Origin of the sequence: Corynebacterium amycolatum SK46, assembly GCF_000173655.1 — a bacterium.
Taxonomy (GTDB): domain Bacteria; phylum Actinomycetota; class Actinomycetes; order Mycobacteriales; family Mycobacteriaceae; genus Corynebacterium; species Corynebacterium amycolatum_A.
Genome location: NZ_ABZU01000009.1, coordinates 46,225 through 59,992, shown reverse-complemented (window position 1 = coordinate 59,992; position 13,768 = coordinate 46,225). Strand labels below are relative to the sequence as shown.

General features: G+C 60.0%; 14 protein-coding genes, 1 tRNA gene and 1 pseudogene. 11 read left to right on the top strand and 5 right to left on the bottom strand.

The genetic code is table 11. From position 1 onward, the window contains the following. Positions 1-9: 9 nt before the first annotated feature. A complete protein-coding gene (locus CORAM0001_RS07055) occupies positions 10-864 on the top strand; it encodes a serine hydrolase domain-containing protein (protein WP_005510991.1) in 855 nt (284 codons plus the stop codon). A gap of 266 nt (positions 865-1,130) precedes the next feature. Next, positions 1,131-1,754 (top strand): DUF3145 family protein, encoded by a 624-nt coding sequence (locus CORAM0001_RS07050; protein WP_005511047.1) that lies wholly within the window; start codon positions 1,131-1,133, stop codon positions 1,752-1,754. Here CORAM0001_RS07050 and CORAM0001_RS10905 read toward each other — a convergent pair. Beyond that, positions 1,730-2,095: an acyl carrier protein gene (locus tag CORAM0001_RS10905; protein WP_005511016.1), complete on the bottom strand. Its 366-nt coding sequence runs from the start codon at positions 2,093-2,095 to the stop codon at positions 1,730-1,732. The genes CORAM0001_RS07050 and CORAM0001_RS10905 overlap by 25 nt on opposite strands. After that, entirely contained in the window at positions 2,095-4,851 is a 2,757-nt protein-coding gene (gene aceE, locus CORAM0001_RS07040) for a pyruvate dehydrogenase (acetyl-transferring), homodimeric type (protein ID WP_005511071.1), read from the bottom strand. Before aceE ends, CORAM0001_RS10905 begins: the two co-directional genes overlap by 1 nt. Positions 4,852-5,127: 276 nt before the next feature. On the opposite strand from aceE, the gene CORAM0001_RS07035 reads away from it, so the two are divergent. From CORAM0001_RS07035 to CORAM0001_RS07020, 4 genes are all read left to right on the top strand, one after another. Then, complete coding sequence (locus CORAM0001_RS07035; protein WP_005511050.1) at positions 5,128-5,538, top strand: DUF3052 domain-containing protein; 411 nt, start codon at positions 5,128-5,130, stop codon at positions 5,536-5,538. A 123-nt stretch (positions 5,539-5,661) separates the two neighbouring features. Next, positions 5,662-5,733, top strand: a tRNA-Val gene (locus tag CORAM0001_RS07030). Between the two features lie 72 nt (positions 5,734-5,805). Next, positions 5,806-5,994, top strand: coding sequence for a hypothetical protein (locus CORAM0001_RS07025; RefSeq protein ID WP_005511024.1), 189 nt, complete (start codon positions 5,806-5,808; stop codon positions 5,992-5,994). A 1-nt stretch (position 5,995) separates the two neighbouring features. Beyond that, entirely contained in the window at positions 5,996-6,955 is a 960-nt protein-coding gene (locus CORAM0001_RS07020) for a cobalamin biosynthesis protein (RefSeq protein WP_279625281.1), read from the top strand. On the opposite strand, the gene CORAM0001_RS07015 is transcribed toward CORAM0001_RS07020, so the two are convergent. Further along, positions 6,952-7,938 carry an SURF1 family cytochrome oxidase biogenesis protein gene (locus CORAM0001_RS07015; protein WP_005510999.1) on the bottom strand — a complete coding sequence of 329 codons (987 nt, stop codon included), beginning with the start codon at positions 7,936-7,938 and terminating at the stop codon, positions 6,952-6,954. The two genes, CORAM0001_RS07020 and CORAM0001_RS07015, sit on opposite strands and share 4 nt — an antisense overlap. A 136-nt stretch (positions 7,939-8,074) precedes the next feature. Between CORAM0001_RS07015 and CORAM0001_RS07010 the strand changes: the two genes are divergently transcribed. Beyond that, positions 8,075-8,650, top strand: coding sequence for a GtrA family protein (locus CORAM0001_RS07010; protein WP_005511040.1), 576 nt, complete (start codon positions 8,075-8,077; stop codon positions 8,648-8,650). Here the strand turns inward: CORAM0001_RS07010 and CORAM0001_RS07005 are convergent. Together CORAM0001_RS07005 and CORAM0001_RS07000 are read right to left on the bottom strand one after the other, a co-directional pair. Continuing rightward, a complete protein-coding gene (locus CORAM0001_RS07005; protein ID WP_425265863.1) occupies positions 8,647-9,150 on the bottom strand; it encodes a low molecular weight protein-tyrosine-phosphatase in 504 nt (167 codons plus the stop codon). The two genes, CORAM0001_RS07010 and CORAM0001_RS07005, sit on opposite strands and share 4 nt — an antisense overlap. Before the next feature lie 68 nt (positions 9,151-9,218). Next, entirely contained in the window at positions 9,219-9,899 is a 681-nt protein-coding gene (locus tag CORAM0001_RS07000) for an HAD hydrolase-like protein (protein ID WP_005510993.1), read from the bottom strand. A 35-nt stretch (positions 9,900-9,934) separates the two neighbouring features. Between CORAM0001_RS07000 and CORAM0001_RS06995 the strand changes: the two genes are divergently transcribed. The 4 genes and pseudogenes from CORAM0001_RS06995 to CORAM0001_RS06980 form a co-directional block, all read left to right on the top strand. Beyond that, positions 9,935-11,068: an aminotransferase class I/II-fold pyridoxal phosphate-dependent enzyme gene (locus tag CORAM0001_RS06995; RefSeq protein WP_005511076.1), complete on the top strand. Its 1,134-nt coding sequence runs from the start codon at positions 9,935-9,937 to the stop codon at positions 11,066-11,068. A 69-nt stretch (positions 11,069-11,137) separates the two neighbouring features. Next, positions 11,138-12,325, top strand: coding sequence for a Nif3-like dinuclear metal center hexameric protein (locus CORAM0001_RS06990; RefSeq protein ID WP_005511048.1), 1,188 nt, complete (start codon positions 11,138-11,140; stop codon positions 12,323-12,325). Between the two features lie 5 nt (positions 12,326-12,330). Further along, positions 12,331-13,074: a zinc ribbon domain-containing protein gene (locus CORAM0001_RS06985; protein ID WP_005511052.1), complete on the top strand. Its 744-nt coding sequence runs from the start codon at positions 12,331-12,333 to the stop codon at positions 13,072-13,074. Between the two features lie 24 nt (positions 13,075-13,098). Further along, a pseudogene (locus CORAM0001_RS06980) lies at positions 13,099-13,764 on the top strand (histidine phosphatase family protein); the annotation flags it as partial. Positions 13,765-13,768: the final 4 nt, after the last annotated feature.

Sequence of the window (13,768 nt, the reverse complement as noted above, 5' to 3'; positions counted from 1 at the left end):
CTTGAGGATATGACTTCTTGGAAGCCCTCTGTTCTTGCGCAAGTTGACCAGTGGCCAGTTGACACGGTCGCGGCTGCCGTGCGTGCCGACGATGGCGGTTGGCACACCCACGGTGATAGCGGTCGCGTTTTTGAACTGGCCAGTGTGACCAAGTTGCTAGCCGCCGTGGGAATGCTTGTGGCCGTCGAAGAGGGTGCGGTGGAGCTCGACCAAGAGCTCACGCCACCCGGTCACGGGGCGACTGTGCGACACCTCTTAGCGCACTCCGGCGGGGTGGGGTTTGCCAGGCGTGATCTGGAGAAAGAACCAGGGGAGCGGCGCATTTACTCCTCCGCGGGCTTTGACATCATCGCCGATGTAATCGCGGCTGAGGCGGAGATGCCGTTTAGTGAATACCTGCGCCAGGCAGTGTTTGAGCCGCTGGGGATGGATGATTCCGTGCTGGATGGCTCGGCAGGGCATGGCGCGCGGAGCAGCGTCGCTAATTTGATGGCCTTCGTCGATGAGATCTTCACCCCGACTCTTCTGCATCCCGATACCGTGACCGAAGCGTTGACCGTGCAGTTCCCGGGCCTGAATGGTGTCGTGCCGGGCTATGGTATGCAACGTCCGGCCGATTGGGGCCTGGGCTTTGAGATCTTCGGACACCCCGATTCCAAACAGGGGCTGTGGTTTGGTGCTTCGATGCCCAAGGATGTCGCAGGCCACTTCGGGCAGGCGGGCACGTTCCTGTGGTTGCATCGTCCAACCGGACGGGCGGCGATCGCTTTAACCGATCGAGCATTCGGCGAGTGGGCAAAGCCGCTGTGGACAGATTTCAATGATGAACTCTGGCGTGAGCTGGAAGAACACGCTGAGGATTAAGGAGATATGAGCTAAGTCGGCGTCGCTTGTGGCGCCGATTTTTCGTCTCGGCGCTAAATCACATCTGGGGGATTAAGGACAACTTGAGGGTTGCCAGCAGCCGTCTCGGAAATAACAATCAGAAACACGTGCAACGCAAACCTCAGAAGTGTTGTTTAACCGCAGTGCTTTTCTGCAGTGTGGCAAGTGTCGTTGGATGAGTTCGTAGGGGAAGACGAATCTCGTCTTACACCAATTGACCGCAACTTTTCCGAGGACCTTCGTCTATGCGCACCCAACTTTCAGGCGTTCTGTGGATTCACAGCATGCCAGGGCCGCTGCAACCACACATCACGTGGGCGCTGGCCCGACTCAGCATGCCCGATGGCACTAAGCCAGGCCGGGATATTTGGCGTGAGACCGACCAGGATGCCACTTTGTGCGCCGAGGTGCCTTTCACTACAAGTGCTGACACCATCGCCACACTGGTGGACAAACTGGCTAGGTGGCCGCGCCTCTATTTCGAGCTGGCGCAAGACCCAGCCGTGGATGATGACGGCTACGTCATCGATGGCATGCGCTACTGCCATACCCCGCAGCTGGGGACTTTCGCCGGACAGACCGATGCCGCCGGAAACATCGTGGTCAACGAAGACGCGCTGCGTTCCATCATGGCACGCGGCGGCGACATCGAAGACGCCCTCGACGCGGCCATCGGCGGGCCGTGGGACCGCGTGTTAGAGCCGATGCGCATGATGACGGCAGGCTACGCCCCCGAAGAGTGCTTTACGACGTCCACCCCTTCCGGACCCGACAGTGTCAGCGGCAACTCGACCGCTGGCAACGCAGACCTCGGTGGGATAGAGGCAGCTAACGTGCTGCAGCTCTACCCGCGCCGGGCGGCGATGTAGTCAACTACATCGCCAAGGGTCTTAAACGAGGAAATGTCCTCGTCCTCAATGCGGACTCCCAGTTCTTCCTCACAACGGACGGCCAACTCTACGACGCTCAAGCGGTCAAAGCCGTAGTCGGTCAGTGGAGTGGAGAGCTCTAAGGACTCCACCTCGTCGTTAGCCATCTTTTTGACGATTGCGGCGACATCGCCGTGCACACCTGCAGGCAGGTCTGCGTCGGCGGAACCCTTCTTCGAGCCCGCGTTCGCTGCATTGGGTGAGGCATCGTCAGCGTCACCGGCACCGGTGACCTGTGTGCCCAGTAGGGCGCTGAGCTGATCTCCAAGACTAGAGGTCATTATTCAGCGTCCTGAGTGGTTGCGGTTGGATCGGTAATCTGCAGCTCTTCAGCTGCTTCCTGGGCGACATTCATGTCGAGCTTGCCAGCACGTGCCAGTGCGGCCAGAGCTGCGACAGCGACTGACTCACCGTCGGAGTTGAAGTAGCGGCGAGCGGCCGGACGGGTATCCGAGAAGCCGTAGCCGTCGGTGCCGAGGACGGTGTAGTCACCCGGAACCCACTTGCGAATCTGCTCCGGCACTGCACGCTGGAAGTCGGTCACTGCGATGAACGGCCCATCGGTGTCGGACAGCTGGCGAGTAACGAAGGCGTCTTCGACCTCTTCAGTCGGGTTGTGCAGACGCTCAGTATCACGCTCGTGGCCGTCGCGCGCCAGCTCATTCCACGAGGTCACGGAGTAAATCGAGGATGCCACGCCGTAGTCTTCCAGAATGTCCGCGGCGCGCAGCGCCTCCTGCATGCCAATGCCGGAAGCCAGTAGGTTGACATGCTTGTCGCCCTCGGCCTTGCGGAAGCGGTAGATGCCGCCAAGCAGCCCTTCTACATCGAGATCTTCCGGGACAGCCGGCTGCGAAGTCGGCTCATTGTAGATAGTCAGGTAGTAAATGACATCTTCGCCGCGCTCCGGGCCGTACATGCGGTCGATACCGTCGCAGACGATGTAGGCAATCTCGTAGGCGAATGCTGGGTCGTAGGAGACCACGGACGGGTTCGTAGCTGCCAGTAGCTGGGAGTGACCGTCCATGTGCTGCAGGCCTTCACCTGTCAGCGTCGTGCGGCCAGCAGTAGCGCCGAGCAGGAAGCCGCGGGACATTTGGTCACCAGCGGCCCAAATGGAGTCAGCCGTGCGCTGGAAACCGAACATCGAGTAGAAGATGTAGAGCGGAATCATGGCCACGCCATGGGTGGCGTACGCAGAGCCGACAGCGGTAAAGGACCCCACGGAGCCCGCCTCGGAGATGCCCTCGTGTAGAATCTGGCCGTCCTTCGCCTCCTTGTAGGACAGCATCAGCTCATGGTCGACCGGGGTGTAGTTCTGGCCGTGCGGGTTGTAGATCTTCAGCGTCGGGAACCAGGAGTCCATGCCGAAAGTACGGGCCTCATCAGGGATGATAGGCACGAAGCGGTCCTTGAGGTCCTTATCGCGCATCAGGTCCCTGAAAACACGCACCGTCGCCATAGTGGTGGCAACCTTCTGCTTACCTGATCCCTTGAGGAGGTTTTTCAGGCTCTCAGGCTTTGGCACTGTCAGAGGCTCGTAGCTAGTGCGGCGCTCTGGCACGAAACCGCCGAGCTCCTTGCGTCGCTCCAGCATGTACTGCACTTCCTCGGAGTCCGGGCCCGGGTTGTAGTACGGCGGCAGGTATGGATCCTTCTCCAGCTCCTCGTCGGAGATTGGAATGCGCTGGTTATCGCGGAAAAGCTTCAGATCATCGAGCGTCAGCTTCTTCATCTGGTGGGTCGCGTTGCGCCCCTCGAAGTTGTGGCCGAGGCCATAGCCCTTAATCGTGTGCGCCAGAATGACGGTCGGCTGGTCCTTGGTCTCCAAGGCCTTCTTGTAGGCAGCGTAAATCTTGCGGTAGTCGTGTCCACCGCGACGGAGGTTCCAAATCTCCTCGTCGGTCATGTCCTCGACCAGCTTGGCAGTGCGCGGGTCACGTCCGAAGAAGTGCTCGCGCACCCAAGCGCCGTTGTTAGCCTTCAGCGTCTGGTAATCGCCATCGCAGAACTTATTCATTAGGTCGACTAGTGCGCCGTCCTTGTCCTTAGCGAAGAGCTCGTCCCACTCGCGGCCCCAAACGACCTTGATGACATTCCAACCAGCGCCGCGGAAGAACGACTCCAGCTCTTGGATGATGCTGGTGTTACCGCGCACCGGGCCATCGAGGCGTTGCAGGTTGCAGTTAATGACGAATGTCAGGTTATCCAGGTTGTTCAGCGCCGCATGCTGAATGGCGCCACGGGATTCCGGTTCGTCCATTTCGCCGTCACCGAGGAAAGCCCAAACGTGCTGCTGCGAGGTGTCTTTGATGCCGCGGTCATGGAGGTAGCGGTTAAAGCGGGCCTGGTAGATCGCGTTGAGTGGGCCAAGTCCCATCGACACCGTCGGGAACTCCCAGAACTCCGGCATGCCATGCGGGTGCGGGTAGGAGGGAAGGCCATTGCCCTCGCCGAGGGAGACTTCCTGTCGGAAACCGTCGAGGTCCTCTTCGGTCAGACGCCCCTCTAGGAATGCGCGGGCGTACATACCCGGCGAAGCGTGGCCCTGGAAGAAGATGTGGTCACCGCCGCCTGGGTGGTCCTTGCCGCGGAAGAAGTGGTTAAAGCCGACCTCGTAAAGCGGTGCGGCGCCCGCATAGGTGGAGATATGGCCGCCCACGCCGATACCCGGGCGCTGTGCGCGATGGACCATAATTGCCGCATTCCAGCGGATCCACTTGCGGTAGCGGCGCTCAATGTCCTCATCGCCTGGGAACTCCGGCTCCATCTCAGTCGGGATGGTGTTGACGAGGTCTGTCGAGGTCAGTGGCGGTAGCGCCACGCGCTTTGCCGTGGCACGTTCCAGCAGCCGCAGCATGAGGAAGCGTGCGCGTTCCGGACCTGCCTCTTCTAACAGGCCGTCGAGAGACTCAAGCCACTCCTTGGTCTCTTCAGGATCTGCATCCGTGAGATAGGAGGCGACCCCGTCACGGATAAGGGCAAAGTTTGACTCATCGGAGTGGGCTTGTGGCGTACCTGACGAGGTATCGGACATTGTGAGCTCCTTTCAGTCCCTGAAGGAAAGGCAAAGGTTATTTTTCTCCACTCTACGTCTGAATCGTTTGTTGTGCCCCTAGCCGTTTCTTACACACGCTTTCACCGAATAATCCGCTCCGCTTTACGACGAACACTGCGAAGAACACTGCGAAAACTGCACCTTTTTGGGGAAATTCTTATTTTGCAGCTGTGAAAAATGTATTTGAGCGGTAAAATTTCTCCACATAGTTCGAAACATCGAGCTGAATATTTTTTCTAGAGGAGGAAAAGGGAAGTGGTCAACGCCACAGGCGCTGCTCATGAATATGCGAGCAGGCTCGGCATCAAGGAAGGTCAGCTAGTCCAGGAGGTTGGCTGGGATACAGACTGTGACTCAGCAATCAGTGAGTCGGTCGAGAATTTCCTGGATGCAGATCTGCTCGACGAAGACACGGATGAGGTTGTCGACGTCGTATTGCTGTGGTGGCGTGAAGAAGACGGCGACTTGGTCGATGGTCTTGTGGATGCTTCCCGCCCTTTGGAGGATGAAGGCCGCGTTTGGCTGCTCACGCCGGGCGCAGGTCAGCCGGGCGCCATTGATCCTGGCGTGATTGACGAGTCTGCACAGCTGGCAGGTTTCTCCAACACCTCGGCGCTTCGGCTGGGGGATTGGCAGGGCAATTGCCTGGTGCAGCGCTCTAGCTAGCCGACGTTAGCTGCCCCGTTTGAATCGGCTGCTAGCTGAGCTGTTGAAATAATTTGTATAAACGCTGTGTGTAGTGCGCAATTGGCAATCTATGTTTGCCGTGTGTTAAAGTTTCGCAGCAGCGCGGCGATAGCTCAGCGGTAGAGCTCTGGTTTTACACACCAGCGGTCGGGGGTTCGAAACCCTCTCGCCGCACAGACATAATCCGCCCGGATTCTTGTAAATGAGAATCCGGGCGGATTTTTGTTTGTGCTAGACTTCCGGTCTGTGCGTTTTACAAAATCGCTTGCCACCATTGTTTTCGTCGGATCTCTGCTCGCTGGCCCACAGGCCTACGCAACCGGCGGAGATGGCAAACCGATAATTGACGCGGCCACCTGTAAGGCAATGGTCAAGGCCACAAATGCGGGCGAGCCGCTCGATGTCGTAGCCGTTCTGCAGGGACAGTTTGATTAGATTGCGTAAACATGCCAGAAGCCGACACCTCTGTCGGCGCGGTGCGGCTATCGCTGTGGGGTATGTACTTGATCGCATTTTCGCAGATCCCAGCAATCACCATCCGGTGGCCCTCTACGGGCAGGCTGTCAGTAAGCTTGAGCGCCGAATCTACGCCGACTCCAAAGCGCGCGGGATAGCTTTCACCTCAATCGCCGTGGCCACACCAGTAGCGCTAACCGTCGCGGCCAGCACAGTCGCTCCGAGCCTCACGCTGGCTGCCGTCACGTGGGCGTCTCTTGGCGGCACCACTCTTCGCCGCACTGGTGAACGCATGGCCGACCGACTCACCTCCGGTGACATCGATGCCGCTCGTGCGCTAGTGCCGTGGCTGTGCTCGCGTGATCCGGAAGCTCTCGACGCTGATGGTATCGCCCGAGCCACCGTCGAATCGCTCGCCGAAAACACCTCCGACGCAGTCACCGGCAGCCTCATGTGGGGCGCCATTGCAGGAGCTCCTGGTGTGGTCGCTCATCGAGCGGCCAATACCCTCGACGCGATGGTGGGGTACCGCAACGCTCGCTATCGCCAGTTCGGGTGGGCTAGTGCACGGCTTGACGACGTCGCCGGGTTCCTCCCCGCGAGACTTACTGCTGTCGCAACTGTGGTTGCAGGTCCGGACCGTCGTCAAGCATTGGCAGCGTGGCGACGAGACGCCGGCAATCACCCAAGTCCGAACGCAGGCGTCGTGGAGGCAAGCGCTGCAGGCGCGCTGGGGCTGCAGCTGGGAGGCGCGACGGTGTATCCCAGTGGAGTGGAGATGCGCCCGGTGCTGGGCAGTGGTCGGAGGCCTGAGGTGGTCGATGTGCGGCGTGCGGCTGAGCTGAGCAAACGAGTACAAAACACTGTTGCGCTCAGCTGCGCCGGAGCAGCCGTAATCGCCGGATGCGTCCGAGGCGTGAAAGCGCGCGCTGAGAGTTAGAATCGTTCGTCGTACCGGTTGTCGCGGTAACCTGCGGCGCGGTGGCCAGTGTTGCCGTAGCGCTGCGCCATGCGCTGACGGTGCAGCTCGGCGGCGCGATCCTCTTCGGGCTTAGCCTGCGGAGGAGTGGGAGTGGTGGCATCGTCCGATTCGGGTGCCGCGTCCTCGGCGCCATCAGCGTCATCTACTGGTTCCGCGGCTTCGGCATCGCGGAGGTTCTTCTCCATTTCCTCCTGCTCCGCGCGGTCGCGTTTGCGCTCGACAATCTCGGCGCGAATGAACCACACGACGGCCAGTGGCACGAGAGCGCCGAAGAAGATCCACTGAATGCCGTAGGAGAGGTAGGGGCCGGACTCCAGGGTGGGCAGCGGAATGGCCTCGATGACGGCATCGGATTTGTCCGAGAGCTGAAGCCAATCGGGGTTGAGTTCGGTGTCGACTAGCTCGGACACTTCCTTGGTATTGATTCCGTAGACCTGCGGCGGGGTGCCGGGGATTGGGGCGGTCTCGGCGGGAATCTCGTTTCGGCGGGTAAAGGCCGAGATAGTCAAGGTGCCCTTCGGGGCTGGCTCAACATTGGGGGTGCTGGAGTCTGTCGGGCGTACAAAGCCGCGGTTGACCAGGTAGTTTTCGCCATTGTTAGCGACGAAGACATCGAGTACCTGGACGGCAGGAGCGCCATTGACCGGGCGGTTACGCAATAGTACGCGGGTATCCGGCAGGAAGGACCCGGTGGCGGTAACGCGACGCCATTCGTTGCCCTCGACGAACCCTTTGCCCTTGGGCATTAGCTCATTGACGTCTACGGGGTCGAGCTCGAATGAGCGCTCAAGCTGCTGATTGCGATGTTGCGTCGCGGTGTTCTTACCCAACTGCCACGGAGCCAGAACAGTAAATGCGAGATAGGAAAACGCAATGGCGACAATGGCAGTGAGAACCCATCCGGGGGTCAGAAACTGGCGCACATTCTTAAACACATTCATTGAGCTTACCCGGTGCCGTGGAGGGCACTAGAGCAGCTGGTGGTTGGCGGTGCGGAGATTGAGTGAACTTCGGGTAAAGTTGTTTGAGCGTATTTGACGGGGGATCTACCCGGGGATAGATGGAAAGAGAGGTGTCGTGGTGGGCACGCAAGCAGCGAATTCTTCGCCTTCACGCCGCTTCAGCACAGTCTCGCGCCAGTTCATTAAGTTCGGTCTTGTCGGCGGCACAGGTGTGGTTGTCAACCTGATTGTCGTGATTATTGCCCGCAAGTTGGGTCTCAGTCTGGACATCAATGAGCACGATGTGTTTATGAACTTGTTCGGGACACGGTGGAATATCCGTTATTCCCACGTCTACGCAACCCTGGCGTTTGTCGTGGCTAACATCTGGAACTTCCAGCTCAATCGGTCCTGGACCTTCCGAACTGACAATCGCCCGAATTGGTTTAGGCAGTTCTTCCCGTTCCTATTTGCCGGTGTTTCAGCGCTGATCGTAAACCTGATTGTCATCACGCTGCTGACTAACCCCACCTCGCCGCTGGCATTGCCGATGGACATTTTCGATGATTCCACCGGTTTGAGGAACCGCCTCTACTGGGCAAACCTCATCGGTGTCATCTTGGGCACGCCCGCTAACTTCATCTTGAATAAAATCTGGGCGTTCCGAAACCGCGGCAATGCCAATAAAGAAAAGGTTGTTTTGAAGCCTTAACGCTCAGAGGCCAGCGCCAGAGTCTCACGCAACCATGCGATGATACCCGGCGTCGCGGCCTCAATTTCGTTTCTAGTTCGGACGAATCCCTCCGGGCCTCCGTAGTAAGGATCGGCCACGACGGCGCCTTTCGGGGATGCCGGGTCGAAGGAACGCATCAGGCGAATCTTTTCTTTTGGCACGCCAGCGCGGAGTAGACCATTGATGTGCGATTCATCCATGGCGATGAAAAGCGTTGCATCCATGTGTTCATCGCCCAGCTGTGCCGCGGTGTGGTTCGGATCATAGCCAGCATTTTCCAGCTCGGCTTGTGCCCGCTCGTCGGCGGGTTCGCCGACATGCCAGCCGCCGATTCCGCAGGAGGCGAGCAGGACATCGTCGGCAAGCGCATTGGCTTCAACTGCGTCACGGACGATGATTTCAGCCATGGGGGAGCGGCAGATATTTCCGGAGCAGACAAACACGACGTACACGGACTCAGTACGATGCGACGAGTTCATAAGCATAATAGGCAAAACCAAACTTCTCGGAAAATAAAAATAGGATTGTCACTATTCGTTGACGAGTCTTAAAGATACAACATTTCCCGGACAACTCGATTCAGGTCCTCAGGCGACGACGCCACCGCCGCTGCCGATGCCCACTCAGATTCTGAGCCGTAGCCCCATTTAACAGCGATGGCGGGGATGCCGAACTGTGCGGCGCCCTCAAAATCATGGATGCGATCGCCGACCATTACGACCGAACCAAGTGGGCGCACTGTTTCATCGGTTTCAATGCCCAACTCTTTGAGCGTGTACTCAATGACCTCGGTCTTTGTCTGTCGTGAGCCGTCGTCGCTGGCGGCGCCGATGAAGTCAAAGGCATCGAGAAGTCCGAAATTGTCCAGGGTCTTGCGGGCGAAGTACTCGCCCTTGGAAGTCGCAGTGGCTAGCTGTACGCCTGCTGCTCGCCAATCGCGCAGGAGCTCCGGCCAGCCGGGGAACATCTTGGCACGCTGCCAAGCACCGGCGTGTTGATGCTCCATATACACAGCGAAGGCTCGGTCGACCTGTTCGTCGGAAAGTCCGAGGGATGCGAGTGTCTCCACCATTGGCGGGCCGGGGATCGTGTTGATAAAGCTCGCGGGCGGAAGTGGGTGGTCAATTGCCTCCAATGCAAGGCGGAATCCATGCGCGATTGCGGGGAGAGAATCGGCGATGGTGCCGTCGACATCAATAAGGACAGTGGGGCGATGGCCAGTGGACATATTGTTCATCCTAAAAGGTCATTAGGCTGGATGGCATGTTAGACGACCCGCTGCGCTATCACGGCGACCAGGCTGCCCATGGCGCTGACCTGGACTTTGCCGTCAATGTTCACGGCACCACACCGCAGTGGCTGCAGGACTCGCTGGCCACCTCCCTCGGAGAACTTGCCGCGTATCCGTCTGAGCAGCTCGATGCCGACGTCCGCGCCGCAATTGCCGCGGGCCACAATCGCAGCGCCGACGAGGTACTGCTTCTCCACGGCGTCGCTGAGGGCTTCTCGCTCTTGCCACACCTGGGCTTGCCCGCCATCATTGTCCAGCCGCAGTTCACCGAACCTGAAGCCGCATTCCGCGCCGCGGGAGTCGAGGTGGATTCGCTGGTACTGCCGTCGCCGTACACACTCAGGCCTACGCTTGCCGACGTCCACGAGAACGTATCCTCCCCGCATTCCCAGCAGCTTGACGGTCGGATGGTCATCATCGGCAATCCGACCAACCCCACCGGCGTTGCTCATTCGGCGGATGACCTGCGGGGGCTCGCCAGCCATTGTGGAATCCTGGTCGTGGATGAGGCGTTTATGGATGTCGCCGATGGTGGGATTATTCAGCGGTGCTCGCTAGCCGATTGCAGGCCGGGGGAGGCGAACAGCATCCCCGAAAATGTCATCGTTTTCCGCAGCATGACTAAGACCTGGGCAATCGCAGGTCTGCGCTGTGGTTACGCGCTGGGGACCCCTGAGCTCCTGGCGAAGTTGGCGCGACTGCGTCCGCACTGGCCGCTGGGCACGCTGCAACTTACCGCTATGGCGGCAATCGCTCGGCGCGAGGGAGAGCTGTTGCCACAAATCCGTGTTGAGATCGGCCAGCAGCGCGAGGCTATGACACAGCTGTTAGTGGCCGCCGGTTGGCAGGTGTTGGATTCCGAGGCTCCCTTTGTGCTGGCACGTCCGGATGCTGCCCTGAGCACGCATGATGGTCCGGGCGCTGCGGAGGTTGACGTCGTCAAGCACGAGCGTCTGAGGCAGCGGCTCGCTGCGCGCGGAGTAGCCGTGCGGCGTTGCGACACCTTCGCCGGTTTGGACGGTTCGTGGTGGCGGCTGGCTGTGCGGGACGAGGCGAGTGTGCGGCGGCTTATTGCGGAAGTAGCGGATTTGCTGTCGCAGAACTGATGGGGCGGGGCAGAGTTCACTACGCTGGAGGAGAAGCTGGAGAGAAATGCATGTTGAAGGGATGGATGTATGACGGACTCTGCGCAGACCCGTGCCGAGGGCAATACCACGGTGGTGACCGTTGCCGACGTGCGTGCGGCGATGGATGCGGCCTACCCACCGGCACTGGCGGAGAGCTGGGATAAAGTTGGCCTGATCTGTGGTGACCCGCAGGATGAGGTGCGTCGCATCGCGTTGGCGCTGGACTGCACTGACGAGGTCGCAGATCGCGCGATTGCTTCCGGTGCTCAGATGCTCGTTGTGCACCATCCGCTGCTTCTGCGCGGTGTGAATTCCGTGGCGGCGGATACACCGAAGGGCCGGATTATTCATAAGCTGATTCGGGCAGGTGTGGCTCTCTTTGCGGCGCACACCAACGCTGACAGCGCACGACCGGGTGTCAACGACCAGTTGGCCACGGTGCTCGGAGTTGAACCGGGTGCGCCGCTAGCTCCGCAGCCGGCTCCCGGCTTGGATACCTGGACGGTGAAGGTTCCGGCAGATTACGTCGATAAGGTCGCGCAAGCCATGTTTGAGGCGGGCGCGGGCACTATCGGCGAATACGACAGCTGTGCGTTTCGCATTAACGGCCGCGGCCAGTTCCGCCCGCTGAGCGGGGCAAATCCCTTCATCGGCGCCGAGGGCCAGGTTGAGTATGTCGAGGAAGTGCGCCTGGAGATGGTCGCGCCACGGGCCGTGCGCGCGGCGATTGTCAAGGCTCTCGTTGCAGCGCATCCGTATGAGGAGCCGGCCTTCGACATCGTGGACAATCAGGCCACCGGCTTGGATCCACAGCAGGCCGTGGGCATTGGGCGAGTGGGCACGCTGGATACGCCGATGCCATTTAAGGATTTCGTCGCCCGCGTGGCTGAGCGCCTGCCCGCAACGGCATGGGGCGTGCGTGGCGCAGGCGATCCGGAGCGGATGATTCGCACGGTTGCCGTCGCATCTGGTTCAGGCGACTCTTTCCTGGACACTGTGGCGAAAATGGGTGTCGATGCGTTTGTTACCTCTGACCTGCGGCATCATCCTGTCGATGAGACGCTGCGGACCGCGGACTTCTGCGTGGTGGACACGGCTCACTGGGCCAGCGAGTTCCCCTGGTGCTACCAGGCCGCAGACATGCTGGCCGAGAGGCTCGGGGTCGCGACCGAGGTCCTGGAGGTGCGCACCGATCCCTGGACAGTGGCAGAATCGTCGACACAGGCAAGGAAGTGAAGACCATGAGGCTTAGTCCACAAATCCAAGTGGCGATGTTGGAAAAGGCGGAAAACCAAACTCTGTTGGATGGGCTCACCGCCCGCCAGAACGTTCTGCCCGAGCGTGCCGAGTTGCAGGAGCTGCGAAAAAAGCACAGCCGTCAGGCCAGTGAGGCAGCGCGCTCCAAACTCAGCGCCTCCGATATCGGCCGCGATATTGCCAAGCTGGAATCAGACATCAACAAGCTGAAGGCCCGCGAAAAGGCTGACCGTCTGTCGCTCGGCGCCGCAGAAGACGCATCCACGCGCCGTGACCTCGAGCACGACCTGCGCTCCACCAAGCGCCGCCGCGAACGCGCTGAACAGGAACTCCAGCAGTATGAGCGCATGCAGGAGGCCTATCAGGTTGACGCTGAGCACGAATATGACGCCGACGAGGCGCACGATGACATCGTCGCTGCCAAGCAAAGGCTTAACGACGCCGAGGTTGACATCATTGTGCGTATTTCCATCGCTGAGACCCGAATCGAAGAGGCTGACAAACTCATTGATGGTTCAGCAGCCAAGCTTTATCGTCGTCTAGCGCTTGCTAACGGCATCCCCGTTGCACGCTTGAACGGACGCACCTGCGGTTCCTGCTTCATGGAGCTCGATGTCGGAACCGTGCATGAATTCACCACGCTCGCGCCGGAGGAAGTGACGTTTTGTCCTGAATGTGGCGCGATGATCGTGCGTGCGGAAACGCTGGGAGAGGTGAAAGGCAAGTAAATGAGGCAGGCTGCAGACAAGCGCGATAGCGCGCCGGGCTGGACGGGTGCGACTACGGATCCTACGCGGCTGGTGCTGCTGCGCCATGGGCAGTCGCCAATGTCGATTCGCCGGGAGTACTCGGGAAGCCGTTCGAACCCCGACCTGACAGAGGTGGGCAGGCAGCAAGCGGAAGCGGCGGCACGTCACTTGGCGGCGCTGGTCGATAGCGGCAACCTGAGTTTCTCGGCGATTGTGGCCTCTCCACAGCGTCGTGCACAGCAGACCGCAGAGGCGGCAGCCAAAGCGCTCGGCCTGGACATCCACGTTGAAGAGGATCTGCGTGAGACCGACTTTGGGCAGTGGGAGGGCATGACTTTCTCCGAGGCGCACAACGCCACCCCTGAGCGGCACAGTTCCTGGCTTGCGGACCCGACCGTGGCGCCGCCGGAGGGGGAGGATTTCCGCACGGTCGATAGCCGAGTGAGCGCCGCGCGTGAGCGCATCGCTCAACAATTCGGCGCCTCGGATGTGCTGGTAGTCAGCCATGTCACGCCAATCAAGTCGTTGCTGCGCCAGGGGCTCGGCTGTGGCTTTGAAATCTTCACCCGCCTGCACCTGGACCTGGCGAGCCTCTCCATCGCGGAGTTCTACGCAGATGGGCCGACATCAGTGCGACTGATTAACGACACCAGCTACCTGCGTGGTTAGCAGC

What these genes read in the sequence shown, in the direction of transcription:
- CORAM0001_RS07000 (WP_005510993.1), bottom strand. Translation starts at nt 9,899, where the DNA reads ATGTCCACTGGCCATCGCCCCACTGTCCTTATTGATGTCGACGGCACC.
- CORAM0001_RS06985 (WP_005511052.1), top strand. Translation starts at nt 12,331, where the DNA reads ATGAGGCTTAGTCCACAAATCCAAGTGGCGATGTTGGAAAAGGCGGAA.
- CORAM0001_RS06995 (WP_005511076.1), top strand. Translation starts at nt 9,935, where the DNA reads ATGTTAGACGACCCGCTGCGCTATCACGGCGACCAGGCTGCCCATGGC.
- CORAM0001_RS07050 (WP_005511047.1), top strand. Translation starts at nt 1,131, where the DNA reads ATGCGCACCCAACTTTCAGGCGTTCTGTGGATTCACAGCATGCCAGGG.
- CORAM0001_RS07015 (WP_005510999.1), bottom strand. Translation starts at nt 7,938, where the DNA reads ATGAATGTGTTTAAGAATGTGCGCCAGTTTCTGACCCCCGGATGGGTT.
- CORAM0001_RS10905 (WP_005511016.1), bottom strand. Translation starts at nt 2,095, where the DNA reads ATGACCTCTAGTCTTGGAGATCAGCTCAGCGCCCTACTGGGCACACAG.
- CORAM0001_RS07005 (WP_425265863.1), bottom strand. Translation starts at nt 9,150, where the DNA reads ATGAACTCGTCGCATCGTACTGAGTCCGTGTACGTCGTGTTTGTCTGC.
- CORAM0001_RS06990 (WP_005511048.1), top strand. Translation starts at nt 11,138, where the DNA reads ATGACGGACTCTGCGCAGACCCGTGCCGAGGGCAATACCACGGTGGTG.
- aceE (WP_005511071.1), bottom strand. Translation starts at nt 4,851, where the DNA reads ATGTCCGATACCTCGTCAGGTACGCCACAAGCCCACTCCGATGAGTCA.
- CORAM0001_RS07055 (WP_005510991.1), top strand. Translation starts at nt 10, where the DNA reads ATGACTTCTTGGAAGCCCTCTGTTCTTGCGCAAGTTGACCAGTGGCCA.